We start from the raw sequence: 16439 nt of genomic DNA on the forward strand, positions 1-16439 counted from the left end.
GTTTATGAAGCCAATCGGTATGTATTTTTATAAAAAAGCTTGCAGACACGGGATCTGCAAGCTCATTCTTTAACAATTATTTCATTCCAGTAACCTCTGCAATGATTTCATAAGAACGAAGGCGTGCATCCTGATCATAAATGGCAGAGTTTATAATCATTTCATCCGCCTGTGTTTCATTTAAAAATCCCTGCAACTGCTCTTTTACCTCTTTTGGATTACCTATAATGGAAGCGTTCAGCTGCTTCATGACAATGGCTTTTTCATATTCTGTCCAAAGGCCTTCCATCGTATCAACTGGAGGAGCTAGTTGACCGGGTGTGTTCCGTATCAAATTCAAGAACTGCTGTTGATATGATGTAGCAATCCTTTGCGCTTCTTCCGTAGTATCGGCTGCAAAAACATTGATACCAACCATGACATAAGGTTTATCTAGAACGTCGGATGGTTGGAAATTATTGCGGTAGCGGGCTAAAGCTGGTTGAGTATTTTCAGGGGAAAAATGGCTTGCAAATGAAAATGGCAATCCCAGCTGTGCTGATAATGCTGCACTGAACCCACTTGAACCAAGCAGCCAAATCGGGATGTCCTGCCCTTCTCCAGGAATGGCGCGAACACGATTATGTTTAGAATCCGCATCTAAATAGCTACGGAGCTGCGCCAATTGTTCAGGAAAATCCTGTCCGTTATTACGTACATCACCCCGAAGTGCCATGGCTGTATATTGGTCGCTTCCCGGAGCACGCCCCAGTCCTAAATCTATTCTACCAGGATACATTGCTTCCAATGTTCCAAATTGTTCTGCGATAACCAGCGGTGCATGATTCGGTAGCATTATGCCTCCAGAACCTACCCGAATCCTTTCCGTCCTGCCTGCAACATAGCCTATAAGCACTGACGTTGCAGAGCTTGCAATCCCAGGCATGCTATGATGTTCTGCAACCCAGAAACGGTTGTAATTCCATTGCTCTGCATGTTTAGCTAATTCTACTGTATTTTTAAAAGCTCCCGAAACTGTACCACCTTCAACAATAGAAGCCAGGTCCAGAACGGAAAAAGAAATGTCGCCAAGTTTTTTTGCATATTGATCAGCATTCATATCTTCATCTTCTTTCTTTCAATTATGATAAATCGGACGCAAAGCCATCATATAGAAAATACACAAAAAATGCACATAAAATGCTTAAGGATTAACTGTTAAGCATTTCCCTGGCAATCAATCGAAACGAATTAAGCCGATCCTCCAACTTATGAGTGATGGTTATCAACATGATTTCATCTGCCTGATATTTCTCCTGAATCGTCAATAGGCGATCCTTAACTTGTGAAGGGGTACCAAGAATCAGTTTTTTATGCATGGTTTCCATCTGTGTTTTTTCTTTTTCAGTCCATTCATGATTCCTTACTTCTTCTATACTTGGAACTTGCTTTCTTTCCCCATGTCCACTTTGAATTTTCCACAGGGTGTTGCTGAGGGCGATTTCTTTCGCATATTCTTCCGTTTCAGCACAAATGGCCGATACCGTAATAATCGTTTTAGGTGCTTTGAGTAACCCTTTTGTTTGAAAGTGCTCACGGTACTGTTTAATACTCTGCACGCCATCATTTTCGCTCATGAATTCCCCAAACGCGTATGCAGTTCCATTCTCAGCGGCTAGTTTTGCACTTTTCCCGCTTGTTCCCAATATCCATGGTTCAGGGGATAGCATTGGGATAGGAGCAGCAGAGACATTTGAAAACGGATGTTCTTTCGGAAATTCATCTCTTAGAAAATTTAACAGTTCTTGAACAAGTTCGGGCATTTTATATACATTTTGAAGGAAATTATCGGATAAGGCCATCGTTGCTTCGGCAGATCCACCAGGAGCACGTCCCATTCCGATATCAATCCGGCCTGGAAAAAGCGTGGCTAGCATATTATATGTCTCTGCTATTCGGTATGGCTTATAATGTGGAAGCAGTACTGCCCCTGATCCAATCCGGATATTTTTTGTTTGTGAACCAATATAGCTTATCAAAACCTCTGGAACGGAACAGGCCAAGCCAGGCAAATCATGATGTTCAGTAAACCAGATTCTGCTATAACCCAGCCTATCTCCTTCTTGAGCTAGTTGAAGTGAAGCCTGCAAAGCTTCTTGTGCTGATTGCCCGGATGCAATCGGGGATTGATCCAATATGCTCAATTTCAATTTGTTACCTCCTTTCTTGGCTTTCGTAACTTAATCGTAAATCATAACCAGCCGAAAGTCGCCTGAAACGCTTGCCTTGTTGTTTAGTTTGCAGCCTTTAGCAGAAAATATAAGGAGTTGAATCCAAATTAGGGAGTATACGTGAATTATATATTCTAACGAGGTGTTTGGTTTAATATACTAAGGACGCAAGTGGCTCAAATGGTCATCATTTATTCTATCGAGGTCTTTTTAGGGATTTATGTAAAAAAGAAAAGCCCTTTTAAGGGGCTTTCCAAAGCTATTCACTTTTTTTGAATTGAGATAGTAATTCATCTGCCATGATTTTTGAATCCAAACGAGCCGCTATATATGGGGGCTGAACCCGATTATTGGACTCCACGGGCAAACCTAGCCAAATAACTCGATGATCAAAGATGATAAAGGAAAAGGAAATAGGTGAACAAATAAAATGATCCGAGTTGATATCAGGATTTCTTTTTGCTGATATGATCGTCAATTTCACTGCAGGGTTCCGTTTCATTAAATATTGCTGCCATTCTTCTGACAAACTGTTCAAATCCGGTACAGCGATAACCATGTCATGTTTTGTTGTTTCAATATCTCCCTGAAAGTCCCCCAATTTACGGGCATGCATCCATCGTAATTTCGGGTGCTGGTGGTTAACCCATTTTCCAATGTCTTTCTTTGATACAATCTGATCATTTTGAATTTGATGATCGACAAGCTGACGAAGTGTTTTACTGCGATAAACGTGTTTGTTAACAAACGAAGTGTCACATACATGTACGAACTTACCTTTAGTCCTTGTTATGGCCACGTTAATCAGCCTTTCACTTTCTCTCCCTGTCAATAACATTCCAGCCCTGTTTTGCGGATAACTATCAACTGTGTCAAAGATCATCATCTCACGTTCACTTCCCTGGAAACGATGTACAGTTGCAGCGATGATATCCGCAGTTTGCCGTTCTTTTTCATATAAGTCATCCAATAGCTTTTCCATCAATTCTGCCTGAGCCCGATATGGTGCGACATAACCAATTGACCTTGAACCGCCCACATAAGCTTCATGAATCAACTGAAAAGATAAAAGCAATTGCCATAAATTCATTCTCGAGTGGGATGTCCGTTCAGTGATGCAATATTCCCCTGCTAAGCTAGTATCAAGAAGTGCCGATGCCCTATTGGCAAACGGTTCCGCCAGCATTATGCCCTCCCTGCTAGTCGCAACACTTTTATGATCGCCAACAAAATTGTTATAGACGACACGATTAGTGAATGCTGAAATATCCGGATGCATGCGGCGCTGTTCCTTTAATAGGAATAGATGGGGATGGAGTTCTCCTTCTTCAACAGACTGGGCGACACCGGCCCGATGAAATATGTCTTCCTTCAGCCAAAGTTTTACGAGGGAATCACGAGCCGAAGCAATGGGCGGCAATTGTTTGAAATCACCACAAACGATAATATGCTTGGCTAACGCTGCAGCAAAAGCCACCTGAGGAACGTAAGCCATACTCGCTTCATCCAAGATGACCAGATCATACTCCTTTTGATAAACCGTTTCGTCATTTGCGGCTTTAGCTAAGGTCGTCCCGATCACTTTTGCTTCTTTTACGAATTGAATCTCTTTTTGGCGGATTTTCTCCAATACTTTGGCCAGCTTTTTCTCTATCTCAATTAACTGATCTGTATCCCTTTTACTGAAGGAACCTGCCAAATCATATTTTAAAAGACGTTTTTCTTCGTCAAGTTCTTCTTTTTCTTTAATTAATGTCGGTTCATGTTTACCTAATAATTGCCCCGTAACAATATCATCATGGATAGCTAGTGATTCACCGAATTGAGATCCATAGCGAAGCACATCGCCTTCTTTGAAAAGATCTTTCTTTTTAATGAATGATGAAATTTCAGCCATCAAAACATCTACAGCCTGGTTGCTATGGGACAAAACCAGAACTTTTTTAGCTTGTAAATAATGATTGGCTACTGTACGAGCCAAAGTATAGGTTTTTCCTGTTCCAGGCGGTCCCCAAACAAAAGTGACAGGATTGAACTTCGAACGGGAATATAATTCTTTCACACTGCTTTGTTTTTCAGTTAAAGGATGTTTTTGCGGCATGGACGGATCCATCAGGCGCTTGATTCGAAGCCTTTTCCTTTTACTCCTCTTGATTTCATCCAAGCGGATAATCAATTGCTCCAGCAATTCCCAGGGATCATGGTATAAAAAGGCTTCACTGATGATATCGCCTAACGAGCGATCAAAAACAATGATTATACTTTTCCCTTCCGATGAGAGGATCCTTCCATCCTGTTTAATCCCTCCCCATTCAAGTCGAACGAGGGAACCGACAGGGATTTTTACCGATGAACCTGTTTCAAAATAATAGTTGAAGGAACCGTCGCTTGTAAGCAGATGGACGTTCGAAACCAAGTATTTTGTGCTGCCATATTTTTTCAAATGCAGGATTTCAAGTTGAAGTGCCTGCTGCCATTCTTTTATATAATTAACTGTCGAATTCATTTTTCACTTTCCTCACAAAATATGCCATTGTAGTACGAAGAAACTGGCCCATTGGCTAGGCTCCGATGTTGAAAATAACGCTGTCATCATGACTTTTTCGCGAATTAACTGTTTCTTTTGCATATAAAATAAGGCCCAATCTATTGATTGGGCCTTTCATACGCCAATGTTTTAACTATAGCATTTTTTATAACATCATACCATGGGCTCTTTTGGAAGAAATGGTTTAGATTAGCCTTCTGTCAACTCACTGAATTGGTCGACGAGATCACTGAAAATCTTCATTGCATTTTCGATCGGCTCAGGTTTCGTTAAATCTACGCCTGTTTTCTTAAGCAGCTCCAATGGGAAATCGGAACTCCCGCTTTTCAAGAAAGTCAAATAACTTTCAAGTGTTTTTTTGTCCCCAGAAAGGATCTTATCAGCGATCGTAATGGCTGAAACGTAACCTGTAGCATATTTGTAGACATAAAACGGACGATAAAAGTGTGGGATGCGTGACCAGCCATACTTCACTTCTTCATCGAAACTTATTTCATCTCCATTATATGCACGAAATATCGTTTCATAGGCTGTATTAAAAACCTCGGCATTTAGAGGTTCTTCATTTTCAGCTTTTTCATGTACAATCTTTTCGAACTCCGCAAACATCACTTGTGTGAAGAATGTCCCTTTAAAACTATCTATGAAATGGTTAAGTAAATGTTTTTTCTTTTGTACGTCTTTTGTTGTCTTAATTAAATGGCGAATCAAAAGGATTTCATTCACAGTGGAAGCAACCTCAGCGACAAAAATGGAATACCCAGCACTTATTTGCGGTTGGTATTTTGAGCTATAGTATGAGTGCATGCCATGTCCAGATTCATGTGCAAGTGTAAATACACTGTCTAAATCATCACGATGATTTAATAGGATGAAAGGGTGAACACCATAAAGTCCTAAATTGTAAGCACCTGAACGTTTTCCAGGTGTTTCCCTGACGTCGATATACCTGTTTTCCTTAAAGGTTTTAAGGATTGTGATATACTCTTCGCCAAGTGGCTTTAGTGCCTCCACCATCAAAGCAAAACCATCATCGTAAGAAATCTCCTCTTTAGCCCCTTCGACTAATGGTACACTTAAATCATAAGCACGTAATTCTTCTACACCCAGCAATTTTTTTCTTAAATGAATGTATTTATGCATGGGTCCGATATTTTGCTTAGTAGACATAATCAAATTATCATAAACCTCTTTTGGAACTTGATCTCCAAATAAGGATTTTTCCAAGGCAGATGGATAATTTCTCAGCTTTGAAAGATTCACATTATTTTTGATTGCCGTTGCAAGTGTGGAAGCGATTGTATTCTTCAATTGTACATATGGCTGATAATATGCGAAATAAGCCTCTTTTCTTTTATCCCGATCATCATCTTCAATCAATTTGGAATACATTCCTCGCGTCAGCTCTACCCTCTCGCCGTCTTCATTCGTAACTTCCCCAAATTTTATATCCGCATTGTTGATCATTCCGAACGTTTTTTGTGGAGCTGAAAAGGCTTCGCCTATTTGCGAAAGCACTTCTTCTTGTTCTTTCGTTAATACATGGGCTTTATAGCGGAAGGAATCCAATAAATCCTCTTCAAAATATTTCAAACCCTCGACTTCTTTTATGTACCCTTTTAATGTTTGTTCTTCCAGGCTTAGAAGAAGCGGCATGAAGAATGCAGAAGCATTACTTATTTTCTGCCCTAACTTACCAGCTCGATCCAGCAATGCTTGTGATGAGGTGACCCGTGTATCCAAATCGGCTTGAAGCATGGCAAATACATATAGCTTGTTATAAATGTAGCCAACTTCCTCACTTAACCGTAAATACTCGAATAAATCTTGGGCTGACTGAATATGGCCATCGTAAGTTTTTAATTTTTCTGTCATCTTTAGGACTTCTTGATAATCTTTTTCCCAATTAGCCTGATCTTCGTAAATATCCTTTAAATTCCAAGTTTCTTCTATCTTTAATTCGTCACGTGATTTAAACGTTTGCATATCCTCTGCACTTCCTTTCATGCTTATAGCTTACCCTTTATTATAATCGACTTTCAGAAAAATCTGCATAGAAAAACCAGTATGCTAAAAATACATACTGGTTTTCCTTTTAAAAAATTAGAATCTTGCTGCAGTTTCAGCAACTTTCGCCAATCCTTCTGCAACTATATCCTGTGAGCGATCTGGATATTGATTATGTCCCTCGATTACGACCGTTTCTGGGTTTTTAATGCCCCATAAGTTTAGATTCATCGTTACGTATTTCTCAGCCATTTCGCCAGCTTCCATTCCAGGCAATGCATAATCGGATCCGCGTGCATTAAGTAAGGCTACTTTTTTATCTCCAGCTAAGCCAACTGGGCCTTCAGCTGTATATTTGAATGTTGTTCCCGCTTGGGCAAGATAAGAAATATAAGTTACCAATGGTGCCGGAACCGTTGCGTTCCATAGCGGGAAGGCAAATACTACTTTATCGGCAGCAAGGAATTGATTCAAGTATTGTTGCACGATATCAGCAATTTCCACTTCTTCTTCAGTCAATTCCATGCCTTGGTTGCGTTTATATAAGGCAGTGATTGCAGTATTTCCGTAATAAGGCAAATTCAATTCAAATAAATCCAATTCAGTTATTTCATCGCTACTATTAGCTTCCTTATATGCGTTCAAAAACGTTTCATACATTTTGACACTGATAGCTTGATCCGCTGGGCGGTCATTTGATTTAACAAACAATACTTTAGACATTTTCGTTCCCCCAATTGTTAATTTTGTATATTTAATAAAAATAGCATTTAATCCATATATCTCGAATTAACTGCAATTGCTACTTTCACATTATAAAACTGAAAATCCAATAAGGCAAGGATTATGTTTTTTATTTTCAAACGCAAAAAAACCGAGAGCAATTTGCTCACGGTTACGTTAATTGTTTATGATGGAAGGGACACTTACCTTTTATCGGTTCTATATCATCCCCTATGAAAAATTGTTTCCATTCATTATGATTTACATCGCCAAAGTGACTGATATCAGGATGCTTCGGGAGATTATCCCATTTCTCCACCCGTTCCCGGACCTTTTCCCGTGACATGATTCCGCCTTTTTCCGTTCCTTCCAATCCTTCAAAGATCATCCTGGGCTGGAAACCAAGGACAAGGCTATTTCCTAAATCGCGAGTTTTACGCTGTTTATAAGCAGGTGCATTACCAAAGACAAAGATTGGTTCCCCGGCAAAATGATAGTCCCATAAATAATGATCCGGATCTTTCGGCTTTTCAATTGGCCAAGGTTTTTCATCCGCTTGATGCAGGTATTGAAGGATCTCCCAAAACCTTTTACGGTAAAATTCTATATCACCCTCTATCGAATCAGGCTCCATAAAAACGAAAAGTCCATGCCTTATATATGGTGGTTCCTGAAATAAATCAAGAAAGCTTTCCACTGCTTTAGGGAGATTGGACCAATCTTCCTGTGTGATATAAGCATAACGAAGTTCCCCTTTATTTTCAGCTTTCATACCAAAATAACAAGGAAAGGTTTTATCGGTCACTGTTTCATGGAATGTTTGATATTCCTTGATTAGCCATTGCGGCACTCGATCGGGATTTGTCATATCTTCTTTTGTTAACAAACTTGAATTCGCAGTCAGCATCATTTTCTCCTTAAATCGTCGTTTTATTATATGTTACCCGCTTTAAATAAACTAAAACTTCTTCGAATTGGAAATCAGGTTTATCATTTTCATTTCATTAGGATAACCTAAGAAAAAAATAGGAGGAGGTATTGCTAAATGGCAAGGAGAAGGAGAATATTGGTATCTGAAGCGCGACAAGGCCTTGATGATTTAAAAGCCAAAATCGCTGGCACAAAGAATCCCGAAGAGGCAAAGTTTGAAGTAGCAAAAGAAATGGGCGTACCGTTGAAAAAAGACTATAACGGTGAACTGACATCCAAGCAGAATGGAAAAATAGGCGGAAAGTTAGGCGGAGGCATGGTCAAGGAACTTATAAAGATGGCACAGGAAAACTTAGGAAAAAAACATTAACCAGAGTCTATCACTGTAGTTCTTAGACATCAGATAAAGAAATGAACTTTTGAATGGTAAAATTCGGGACTTAACACGTTACAACGCAATAAAAGCCAACCTTTACGGGCTGGCTTTTTTAGATCAGTTAATTCTTACGGGTGAAACTCTTGAAACAACTGACATTATTAATTCCTCCGACATCGGGTAATTAGCGGCAGCTGGGTCGGTCATTACTGCTTTCAGAATTCTTTCCATATCCGACTGGTTAATTTCATAGGCGCTGAAGTCGGAGGGCAGCCCAAGATCAGATAGGAAAACACGTAGCTTTTCTACCACTTTCGCTAAGATCCTTTTTGAATCTTCATCCTGTACTTTTACACTAAAGGCTTCTGCTATCAAATGGGCCTTTTGAAGATATAAAGCCGGGATTGATTCCATGACGACCGGTAATAATACGGCATTGGCCAGTCCATGCGGAATACGGAATAACGCCCCATATGCGTGGGCAAAGTTATGAACAGGAATCGCATTCAATGCACTACAAAATGCAGTGATTCCCATCATGCTTCCATGCAGCATTTCCATTCTAGCCTCAATATTCGTTCCATCCTTTACGGCCCTCGGTAAATTTCTTTCAATAACTCGAATGGCCTGATATGCATATGCATCGGTTATTGATGTCGCAGCAGGTGAAATGATCGCTTCAATTGCATGTGTCAATGCATCGGCACCAGTAAACGCCGTAATGTCAGACGGAAGTCCGACTGTTAACTCGGGATCTAGAATCGCAACATCCGAACTTAAAAAAACATTGTATATATTCATTTTGACATTTTTATGTTCATTATATATGACTGCGATCGGAGATACTTCAGAACCGGTTCCTGCTGTTGTGGCTACGGATATATGCGGGATATTCATGGATTGTGCTTTTGGAAAACCCTCATATAGAAAACCGCTTGGTATTGAATCATTTATATCCGTAATTCCTTTATATAATCCGTATTTCAATGCTTTTGCGGTATCGATGACACTCCCTCCACCAATGGCAAGGATGGCATCGGCATGAACTTCGCGTGCATATTTCAATGCTTCGTTTACACATTTACTCGCTGCGTCTTGTGTTACACCCAGAAACTGTCCAACTATTTCAGCTTTGGCACCCAATTTCTGCTGCTCAAAAGTTTCGGCAACTTTTTTAACGACGCCTGCATTTTCCAAGCCAGCATCGCTCACGAGCAGAATCCTTCGTGCCCCCAGACCATTGAATAGGCCCGGTATGAGTGAACGAGTGTTAGTGCCACTGTAAACCGAAGACCTTAACCAAAAATTCGAATGAGCATTTACCTTCATATCGTTTCACCTCGGATTTAATAGTCTATATTCGCAGTTAAGAATCGTTCATACGTTGCATTCAAGTTCCCAATGACCATCCATTAACGAATGTAAACTTACAGTATGCTTGTATCTTATTTCGGCATTATAACACCCCATATTCCTTTTCATTGCTTTGGTAGATTTCTTCAATCCCTTTCCCTTTTGCCCTGGCTAATATCTCCATCCGCACTGATAATTGTTTCAGGGTAAAATTCAATACAGCTTGTTGGTCATTACCAAAGGGATTTCCTAACCGATCATATCCCTCCGTATTTAACGTGATGGCCAGTGGTGAAAGCTCCTCCATCCTCTTTTCAACCTGTTTAAAGATATGTGGATGTTCACTGATGATTCGCTGCAGCAGGAAAGTCCCATATGCAATATGGCGTGATTCGTCCTTTTTCAAAAAACCCACACCTTTTAATAAACCAGGCATCATTTTATTAGCTTCGAGAGACTGATAGAACCCGAAATATCCAGTTTCTGCAAGAACGCCTTCGGTAAACATATTATAAACAGTGGCCGCTTCTGCCAAGGCTTCTGGTGATTGATCGGTTAAAAGTTCCTCCATCGTTTCAGGCAAAATTTCATAAAAAATCGATTTATAAGTGTCTGAGTGATAACCCGTCAAATCACCCGTTTCACCAATTTGATCTAATGTATAGCGAAAGAACTCCATATGCTTCGCTTCCTCGAACAGAAATGTCGTTAAGTACATTTCTTCTTCGATCCGGCCTTCTTTGGCTATTGTCATTATGAGCGGCAGCAAATCCAAAGTCACGGCTTCTTCCCCACCCTGAAAAAGGGAAATGATCCGTAATAACACTTCCCTTTCAATGTCAGTAAATGACTTCCAATCTTCTTTATCCTGGCTGAAATCAATGTCCCGAGGATTCCATATACCGAATTTCTTTGCCTTTTGGTAAAGTTTAAATGGTAGGGTGTCTTCTCTAAAACTCCTGCTTGTGGTCGTTAAACTCTTTCTTTTCATGGTAATGCCTCCTTGAAATTATGAACTTTAAACTTTTGAATCTCTAAGGATTTTTAAATTTGTAAGAGTTTTCATTATATTGTAAGATATTAGTAGCATTTATCCTAGTACTGAAAATGTAGGGAGGAATTAAGTCGAATGCTTGAGGAAACTCTGATGAAACATGTAAAAAAGATTTCCCAACAAAAAGATATGGCAAATAAATCACAAATGATCGTAAAGGGCTGTGTGGATTTTTTTTCATTTCAACGAGCATCTTTATTCAGTTACTCATGTTTAACAGGAATGGGTGAAGGAATTTGTGCATGTACAAGTGAAGATACTTTTTCATTACATAATGTTAGGGAAAATATTCATGATATATACCCGATCCACCAAGCAGTCATCCATAACAAGCCCATATACTTAACCATCCAGCATGCGAAATCCTCCATCCCTGCAAAATACGTTAAAAGATTTTCCATCTCTTCATTGGCAATCATTCCGATAATTGTGAATGACTTGGCCATCGGTTTAGTGTTGGTTGACCCCATTCACACCAACGAGCCCGTTACCAAGAATGATTTAATGAAGCTTTCCCATTATTTGAAGCTGGCTGTCAGTTCAACATTCGATTCCGCCCCTCCCACTTACCTTCTAAGCAAACGTGAAGCGGAGGTCCTTCAATATTTAGCGAATGGGATGGGAGTAAAGCAAATGGCACCAAAAATGAGCGTTAGTGAATTTACTGTCAGAGATCATATTTCTTCTGCCATCAGGAAATTGGGAGTGAATCACCGGACCGAGGCCGTCGCAGTTGCCATAAGGCACAAAATGATTATCTGAAAGCAAAAAAAAAACCTTCAAAGAAGGTTTTTTAAAGTATCATTGAGTCACTTTTTCTTCAACTTTCGTAGTCCAGCTCAACTCGTCTGTGACTTTACCTGTTTGGACACCTGTCAGTGTATCATAAAGCTTTCTGGAAAGTTCGCCCGTTTCTCCGCTTTGAACAATCATTTCTTCACCATTCCACAAAAATTCACCAATTGGTGATATGACCGCGGCTGTTCCCGTTCCAAAGGCCTCTTCCAAGTGACCCAATTTATAGGCTTCATGGACTTCCTCCATCGAGATGCGTCTTTCCGACACGGGAAGACCCCAATGTTTCAGCAATTCTATAATGGAATCACGAGTAATACCCGGAAGGATGCTTCCATTTAAAGCAGGGGTGATGATTTCACCATTAATTTTGAAGAAAACATTCATGCTTCCAACTTCTTCGATATATTTTTTCTCCACTCCATCTAACCAAAGAACTTGAGCATAACCCATCTTTTCGGATACTTCCTGGGCTTTTAGGCTCGATGCATAATTACCGCCCGTTTTGGCTTCACCTGTACCTCCATTAACTGCACGTGTAAAAGCTGACTCCACTGCAATTTTAACTGGATGGATGCCTTCTTTATAATACGATCCCACTGGTGACATGATGATGATGAACTGATACTTATTCGATGGAGATACTCCAAGATAAGGCTCAGTAGCTATAATGAATGGCCTGATATATAAAGATGTCCCTTCTGCCTGGGGAACCCAATCCTTATCAACGCTAATTAAAGTCTTTAAGGCCTTCAACGCGAAATCAACGTCGACATCCGGTATGCATAATCGGCTATTCGAACTATTTAAGCGTTGGAAATTCTTTTCCGGACGGAATAAGATAATTTCATCCTCAGGTGTTGCATATGCCTTCAATCCTTCAAAAACGGATTGACCATAGTGAAAAATCATAGCTGATGGCTCCAATGAGAGCGGTTGATAAGGAACAATTCTTGGATCATGCCACCCTTGCCCTTGTGTGTAATCCATAATAAACATATGATCGGTAAACTGCTTACCGAACTCAAGCTGGTCCGCTTGTGGTTTTTCTTTCTTTGTTGTACTAAGCGTGATTTGCATGTCATGTTCCTTCATTACCAAAACCCCTTGTTGATTAAATTTACAAGATTTCACTTCCATAAAATCTATCTTTCATTAGTTTACTCCTATAAGGAATCATAGTTCAAGCCTTTAAGACGAAATTTTCGGAATTTTTTAAAATAAATTGGTTTTTCTTTGATTTCCAGACTATGATTCCTGAAAAAAGAATCAATTATTCCTGAAACCACTAAAAATATCAATTCCGAGTGGTACGCTAATATGTCTTGAATATTAGATTAATTTTATCAAAATAATCACTATAAAGCCAATGAGAATAATTTTGGTTCATCGCACCTTTAGAGTAAATTCAATCATTTGCCTTTTGTAACCAAGAAAATCGATAAATGAAAAGACTTTTGGCAGATTCGTGAATAATACACCAAAGCAATACCTGCAAACCTTATATGTATATTAAATTCCTTAGAATATATAACATTTTTAATCCGAATCCATAAAGTGGTTTTTCCCAATTCTAAGCACAGAGGAAAATTTTACATGAATTTCAATTTAGTAGTTTACTACTAAATAATATTCTTATATACTTATCCCACGAGATAGATAAAACGCATGCAAAACGATATATTATAGACAAAACGCATGCAACTTTCTAATTCTTTAACGAAAAGGGGTAACAACATGACAAAAAACAGATGGTTAATCGCTTTATCCGCTATCGCCATTCACCTATCCATTGGCGGTGCATACGCATATAGCGTTTACAAAAAACCATTAGTCGAGACCATGGGGTGGTCAGAAACTGAAGTAACGTTAGCATTCACAATAATGATGGCGCTTGCAGGAACTTCTGCTGCCTTCTTTGGCAAATTCGTAGAAAAAAATGGTCCAAGGAAGTCAGCTATGGTCGCTGCCGTATTATTCGGTTTAGGTCAAGCCGGTTCCGGTTTAGCGGTAATGGTCGATTCACTTCCGCTTTACCTATTGACTTATGGGGTGTTAAGTGGACTTGGTATGGGGATCGGGTACATTTCACCAGTATCCACTTTAGTCAAATGGTTCCCAGATCGCAGAGGATTGGCGACAGGAATGGCAGTATTGGGTTTCGGTGCCGGAGCTCTCATTACAGCCCCAGTCGCTGCAAGCCTTATGGAATCCGTTGGCATTTATACTACATATTATATTTTAGGCGCAGGCTATTTCATACTGATGTTCTTAGGGGCATCCTATATTGCACCTCCAAAAGCCAACTGGCTGCCTGAAGGAATGAAGAAAGATATTGAGTCCGGTAAGAAAGAACTGAAGAAAGACCTAAGGCAATTAACTGCAAAAGAAGCGGTTAAAACTAAACACTTCTGGATGTTATGGTCCATGAAATTGATCAATACAAGTGCAGGGATCATGATGATTTCGGTTGCTTCTCCTATGGCTCAAGACGTTGTCGGGCTGTCAGTGGCAGGTGCAGCAACATTAGTCGGTATAATGGGAATCTTTAATGGCGGAGGAAGACTTGGCTGGGCAGCGGCATCTGATTATATGGGCCGTCCAAATGTTTTCGTCATTTTCTTCATCATTCAAATCGGTGCCTTCCTTTTACTTCCAACGACTACAAATACACTATTGTTCCAAGGACTCATCTTGTTGGTCGTTAGTTGTTATGGAGGAGGATTTTCTAATCTCCCTGCATTTGCCGGGGATTTATTTGGCACTAAGGAAATTGGTGCCATCCATGGTTATCTTTTAACTACATGGTCTCTAGGCGGGGTTTGCGGCCCAATGTTGGTTACTGCAATCAGGGAAAGTACGAACAGTTACATTCCGGTATTCTACGTTTTCGCAGCATTAATTGCGATAGCATTCGCCATTTCCATCTGGTTGCGTCTGGACATCAAAAAAATGCAAAAAGAACAGAAACAAGGTGCAACGAACACATTAAGTAAGATATCCTAATTTAATAACCTTTAAAAAAGGCATGATCAAGTAAACTTCCATAACCGGAATTTACCTTGATGATGCCTTTTTAGTATGTATATGACCGTATCGGTGCTTTTTGAACTGTAGCACATTGGAATATCATATGGATTAGGTCATCTCACCTGGGGGCAGTTGTGAGCATAAATTCAGATTATCGACTTATGCACGTAAAGACAGGTTAAAGTCAAAATGGCCGATATATTTTTTTAATATGTCCTTCTTTTTACAGTGAAAGTCTTGTTTTTGTTTCCATGCACCGAACATTTAATCAAGTTATTTAGTTTAACATTTAGCTAAATCAGGGAATCAAGTAAGAGATGGAATTAGGGGGGATTGTCTTGTGGATCAATAAACCGTTTTTCAAATATGCTTGCGCGATCATTTTGATCATTTTAATTATTTTTTTACTGGGTAAGATTGATTATGTTCTCCTACCTCTGCAAAAAATCATTGCTGCCATGTTTTTCCCTATTATTTTGGCTGGGCTTTTATACTATATATTACGGCCGGTCGTTAACTTGTTAACTGAATTTATCCCGAGGTCAGCTAGCATCTTCACCGTGTTTTTGATCATATTTAGTATGATTGGGATGGCAGGTTACTTTGGCAGTCCTGTAATCGTTGACCAATTTCAAAAATTATCTGAAAACCTCCCCAGCAAAGTCAAGGAATTCTCTAAAGAATCTGAAGTCATGATTGAAAAAAATGATTTTGGCATGGTAAATATGGAAGAGTTGAAAGAAAAAGCGGTCACGCATTTGAAAGATTATTCGGAAAAACTCATCGTGAATGTCAATACCATTTTATCCACGATAACTAGTGTATTAACAGTATTGGTCATTACACCATTCATTTTATTCTATTTCTTGAAGGATGGAGATAAATTACGACCATTTCTATTAAAATACATACCGAACGATGTAGAATCAGAGGGGAACACAATTTTAAAAGACGTCGATAAAGCCCTTTCAACTTATATTATTGGTCAATTCATCATATCAATTGTCATAGGGACTTTGATGTATGTTGGCTACCTTATTATCGGTCTCGATTATGCACTCGTATTGGCCTTATTCGCCATGGTTTTTACCGTTGTACCATTCCTTGGTCCATTAATAAGCATCATCCCCGCCCTTTTCATTGCCTTACAGCAAGACATTGGGCTGGCAGTGAAAGTACTTATTGTCCTTATTGTTGTTCAACAGGTCGAAGGGCACTTGGTTACACCGAATATTATGGGGAAACGGCTTAACATTCACCCGCTTACCATTATCCTATTGCTGCTTGCTGCTGGATCAATATACGGATTCATTGGCATTTTAATCGCTATCCCTACCTATTCTGTAGTAAAAACGATTATAGGGAATTTCAGGAAGTTTTACAGGTTACGGAATAGGGTTACATAAACAGGAA

13 protein-coding genes are annotated in these 16439 nt (G+C 39.6%); 4 read left to right on the top strand and 9 right to left on the bottom strand.

The window, feature by feature from the left end:
• Window positions 1-76: 76 nt before the first annotated feature.
• From AC0VX1_RS13530 to AC0VX1_RS13555, 6 genes are all read right to left on the bottom strand, one after another.
• Window positions 77-1099: an LLM class flavin-dependent oxidoreductase gene (locus tag AC0VX1_RS13530; RefSeq protein WP_057277548.1), complete on the bottom strand. Its 1023-nt coding sequence runs from the start codon at window positions 1097-1099 to the stop codon at window positions 77-79.
• Between the two features lie 91 nt (window positions 1100-1190).
• Window positions 1191-2189 carry an LLM class flavin-dependent oxidoreductase gene (locus AC0VX1_RS13535; protein WP_413023659.1) on the bottom strand — a complete coding sequence of 333 codons (999 nt, stop codon included), beginning with the start codon at window positions 2187-2189 and terminating at the stop codon, window positions 1191-1193.
• Window positions 2190-2469: 280 nt separating this feature from the next.
• The gene (locus AC0VX1_RS13540) at window positions 2470-4716 is read right to left on the bottom strand and encodes an AAA domain-containing protein (RefSeq protein WP_475467497.1); all 2247 of its coding nucleotides are present in this window, start codon (window positions 4714-4716) and stop codon (window positions 2470-2472) included.
• 231 nt (window positions 4717-4947) lie between these two features.
• Window positions 4948-6744 (bottom strand): oligoendopeptidase F, encoded by a 1797-nt coding sequence (gene pepF, locus AC0VX1_RS13545; RefSeq protein ID WP_475471777.1) that lies wholly within the window; start codon window positions 6742-6744, stop codon window positions 4948-4950.
• A gap of 117 nt (window positions 6745-6861) precedes the next feature.
• Window positions 6862-7488 (bottom strand): FMN-dependent NADH-azoreductase, encoded by a 627-nt coding sequence (locus AC0VX1_RS13550; protein WP_187049447.1) that lies wholly within the window; start codon window positions 7486-7488, stop codon window positions 6862-6864.
• A 172-nt stretch (window positions 7489-7660) separates the two neighbouring features.
• Window positions 7661-8395, bottom strand: coding sequence for a YqcI/YcgG family protein (locus AC0VX1_RS13555; RefSeq protein ID WP_034306969.1), 735 nt, complete (start codon window positions 8393-8395; stop codon window positions 7661-7663).
• Between the two features lie 138 nt (window positions 8396-8533).
• Between AC0VX1_RS13555 and AC0VX1_RS13560 the strand changes: the two genes are divergently transcribed.
• Window positions 8534-8788 (top strand): alpha/beta-type small acid-soluble spore protein, encoded by a 255-nt coding sequence (locus AC0VX1_RS13560; protein WP_098864592.1) that lies wholly within the window; start codon window positions 8534-8536, stop codon window positions 8786-8788.
• 123 nt (window positions 8789-8911) lie between these two features.
• On the opposite strand, the gene AC0VX1_RS13565 is transcribed toward AC0VX1_RS13560, so the two are convergent.
• Together AC0VX1_RS13565 and AC0VX1_RS13570 are read right to left on the bottom strand one after the other, a co-directional pair.
• Complete coding sequence (locus tag AC0VX1_RS13565; RefSeq protein ID WP_413023656.1) at window positions 8912-10123, bottom strand: iron-containing alcohol dehydrogenase; 1212 nt, start codon at window positions 10121-10123, stop codon at window positions 8912-8914.
• A gap of 127 nt (window positions 10124-10250) precedes the next feature.
• Window positions 10251-11138: a R2-like ligand-binding oxidase gene (locus tag AC0VX1_RS13570; protein WP_475467500.1), complete on the bottom strand. Its 888-nt coding sequence runs from the start codon at window positions 11136-11138 to the stop codon at window positions 10251-10253.
• Window positions 11139-11276: 138 nt separating this feature from the next.
• On the opposite strand from AC0VX1_RS13570, the gene AC0VX1_RS13575 reads away from it, so the two are divergent.
• Window positions 11277-11963, top strand: a complete 687-nt coding sequence (locus tag AC0VX1_RS13575) for a helix-turn-helix transcriptional regulator (RefSeq protein WP_413010010.1) — start codon at window positions 11277-11279, stop codon at window positions 11961-11963.
• Between the two features lie 39 nt (window positions 11964-12002).
• Here the strand turns inward: AC0VX1_RS13575 and AC0VX1_RS13580 are convergent, their stop codons facing one another.
• Entirely contained in the window at window positions 12003-13091 is a 1089-nt protein-coding gene (locus tag AC0VX1_RS13580) for a branched-chain amino acid aminotransferase (RefSeq protein WP_034306982.1), read from the bottom strand.
• A gap of 642 nt (window positions 13092-13733) precedes the next feature.
• Between AC0VX1_RS13580 and AC0VX1_RS13585 the strand changes: the two genes are divergently transcribed.
• Complete coding sequence (locus AC0VX1_RS13585) at window positions 13734-15002, top strand: L-lactate MFS transporter (RefSeq protein ID WP_095679677.1); 1269 nt, start codon at window positions 13734-13736, stop codon at window positions 15000-15002.
• A 362-nt stretch (window positions 15003-15364) separates the two neighbouring features.
• The gene (locus AC0VX1_RS13590; protein WP_413010012.1) at window positions 15365-16432 is read left to right on the top strand and encodes an AI-2E family transporter; all 1068 of its coding nucleotides are present in this window, start codon (window positions 15365-15367) and stop codon (window positions 16430-16432) included.
• Window positions 16433-16439 lie beyond the last annotated feature (7 nt).

The organism is Peribacillus sp. QJM3NY_7, from assembly GCF_056173225.1.

Bases quoted from the DNA above. Each gene is read 5' to 3' on its own strand.
- AC0VX1_RS13530 (WP_057277548.1), bottom strand. From the start codon at position 1,099: ATGAATGCTGATCAATATGCAAAAAAACTTGGCGACATTTCTTTTTCC.
- AC0VX1_RS13540 (WP_475467497.1), bottom strand. From the start codon at position 4,716: ATGAATTCGACAGTTAATTATATAAAAGAATGGCAGCAGGCACTTCAA.
- pepF (WP_475471777.1), bottom strand. From the start codon at position 6,744: ATGCAAACGTTTAAATCACGTGACGAATTAAAGATAGAAGAAACTTGG.
- AC0VX1_RS13550 (WP_187049447.1), bottom strand. From the start codon at position 7,488: ATGTCTAAAGTATTGTTTGTTAAATCAAATGACCGCCCAGCGGATCAA.
- AC0VX1_RS13555 (WP_034306969.1), bottom strand. From the start codon at position 8,395: ATGCTGACTGCGAATTCAAGTTTGTTAACAAAAGAAGATATGACAAAT.
- AC0VX1_RS13560 (WP_098864592.1), top strand. From the start codon at position 8,534: ATGGCAAGGAGAAGGAGAATATTGGTATCTGAAGCGCGACAAGGCCTT.
- AC0VX1_RS13565 (WP_413023656.1), bottom strand. From the start codon at position 10,123: ATGAAGGTAAATGCTCATTCGAATTTTTGGTTAAGGTCTTCGGTTTAC.
- AC0VX1_RS13570 (WP_475467500.1), bottom strand. From the start codon at position 11,138: ATGAAAAGAAAGAGTTTAACGACCACAAGCAGGAGTTTTAGAGAAGAC.
- AC0VX1_RS13575 (WP_413010010.1), top strand. From the start codon at position 11,277: ATGCTTGAGGAAACTCTGATGAAACATGTAAAAAAGATTTCCCAACAA.
- AC0VX1_RS13580 (WP_034306982.1), bottom strand. From the start codon at position 13,091: ATGAAGGAACATGACATGCAAATCACGCTTAGTACAACAAAGAAAGAA.
- AC0VX1_RS13585 (WP_095679677.1), top strand. From the start codon at position 13,734: ATGACAAAAAACAGATGGTTAATCGCTTTATCCGCTATCGCCATTCAC.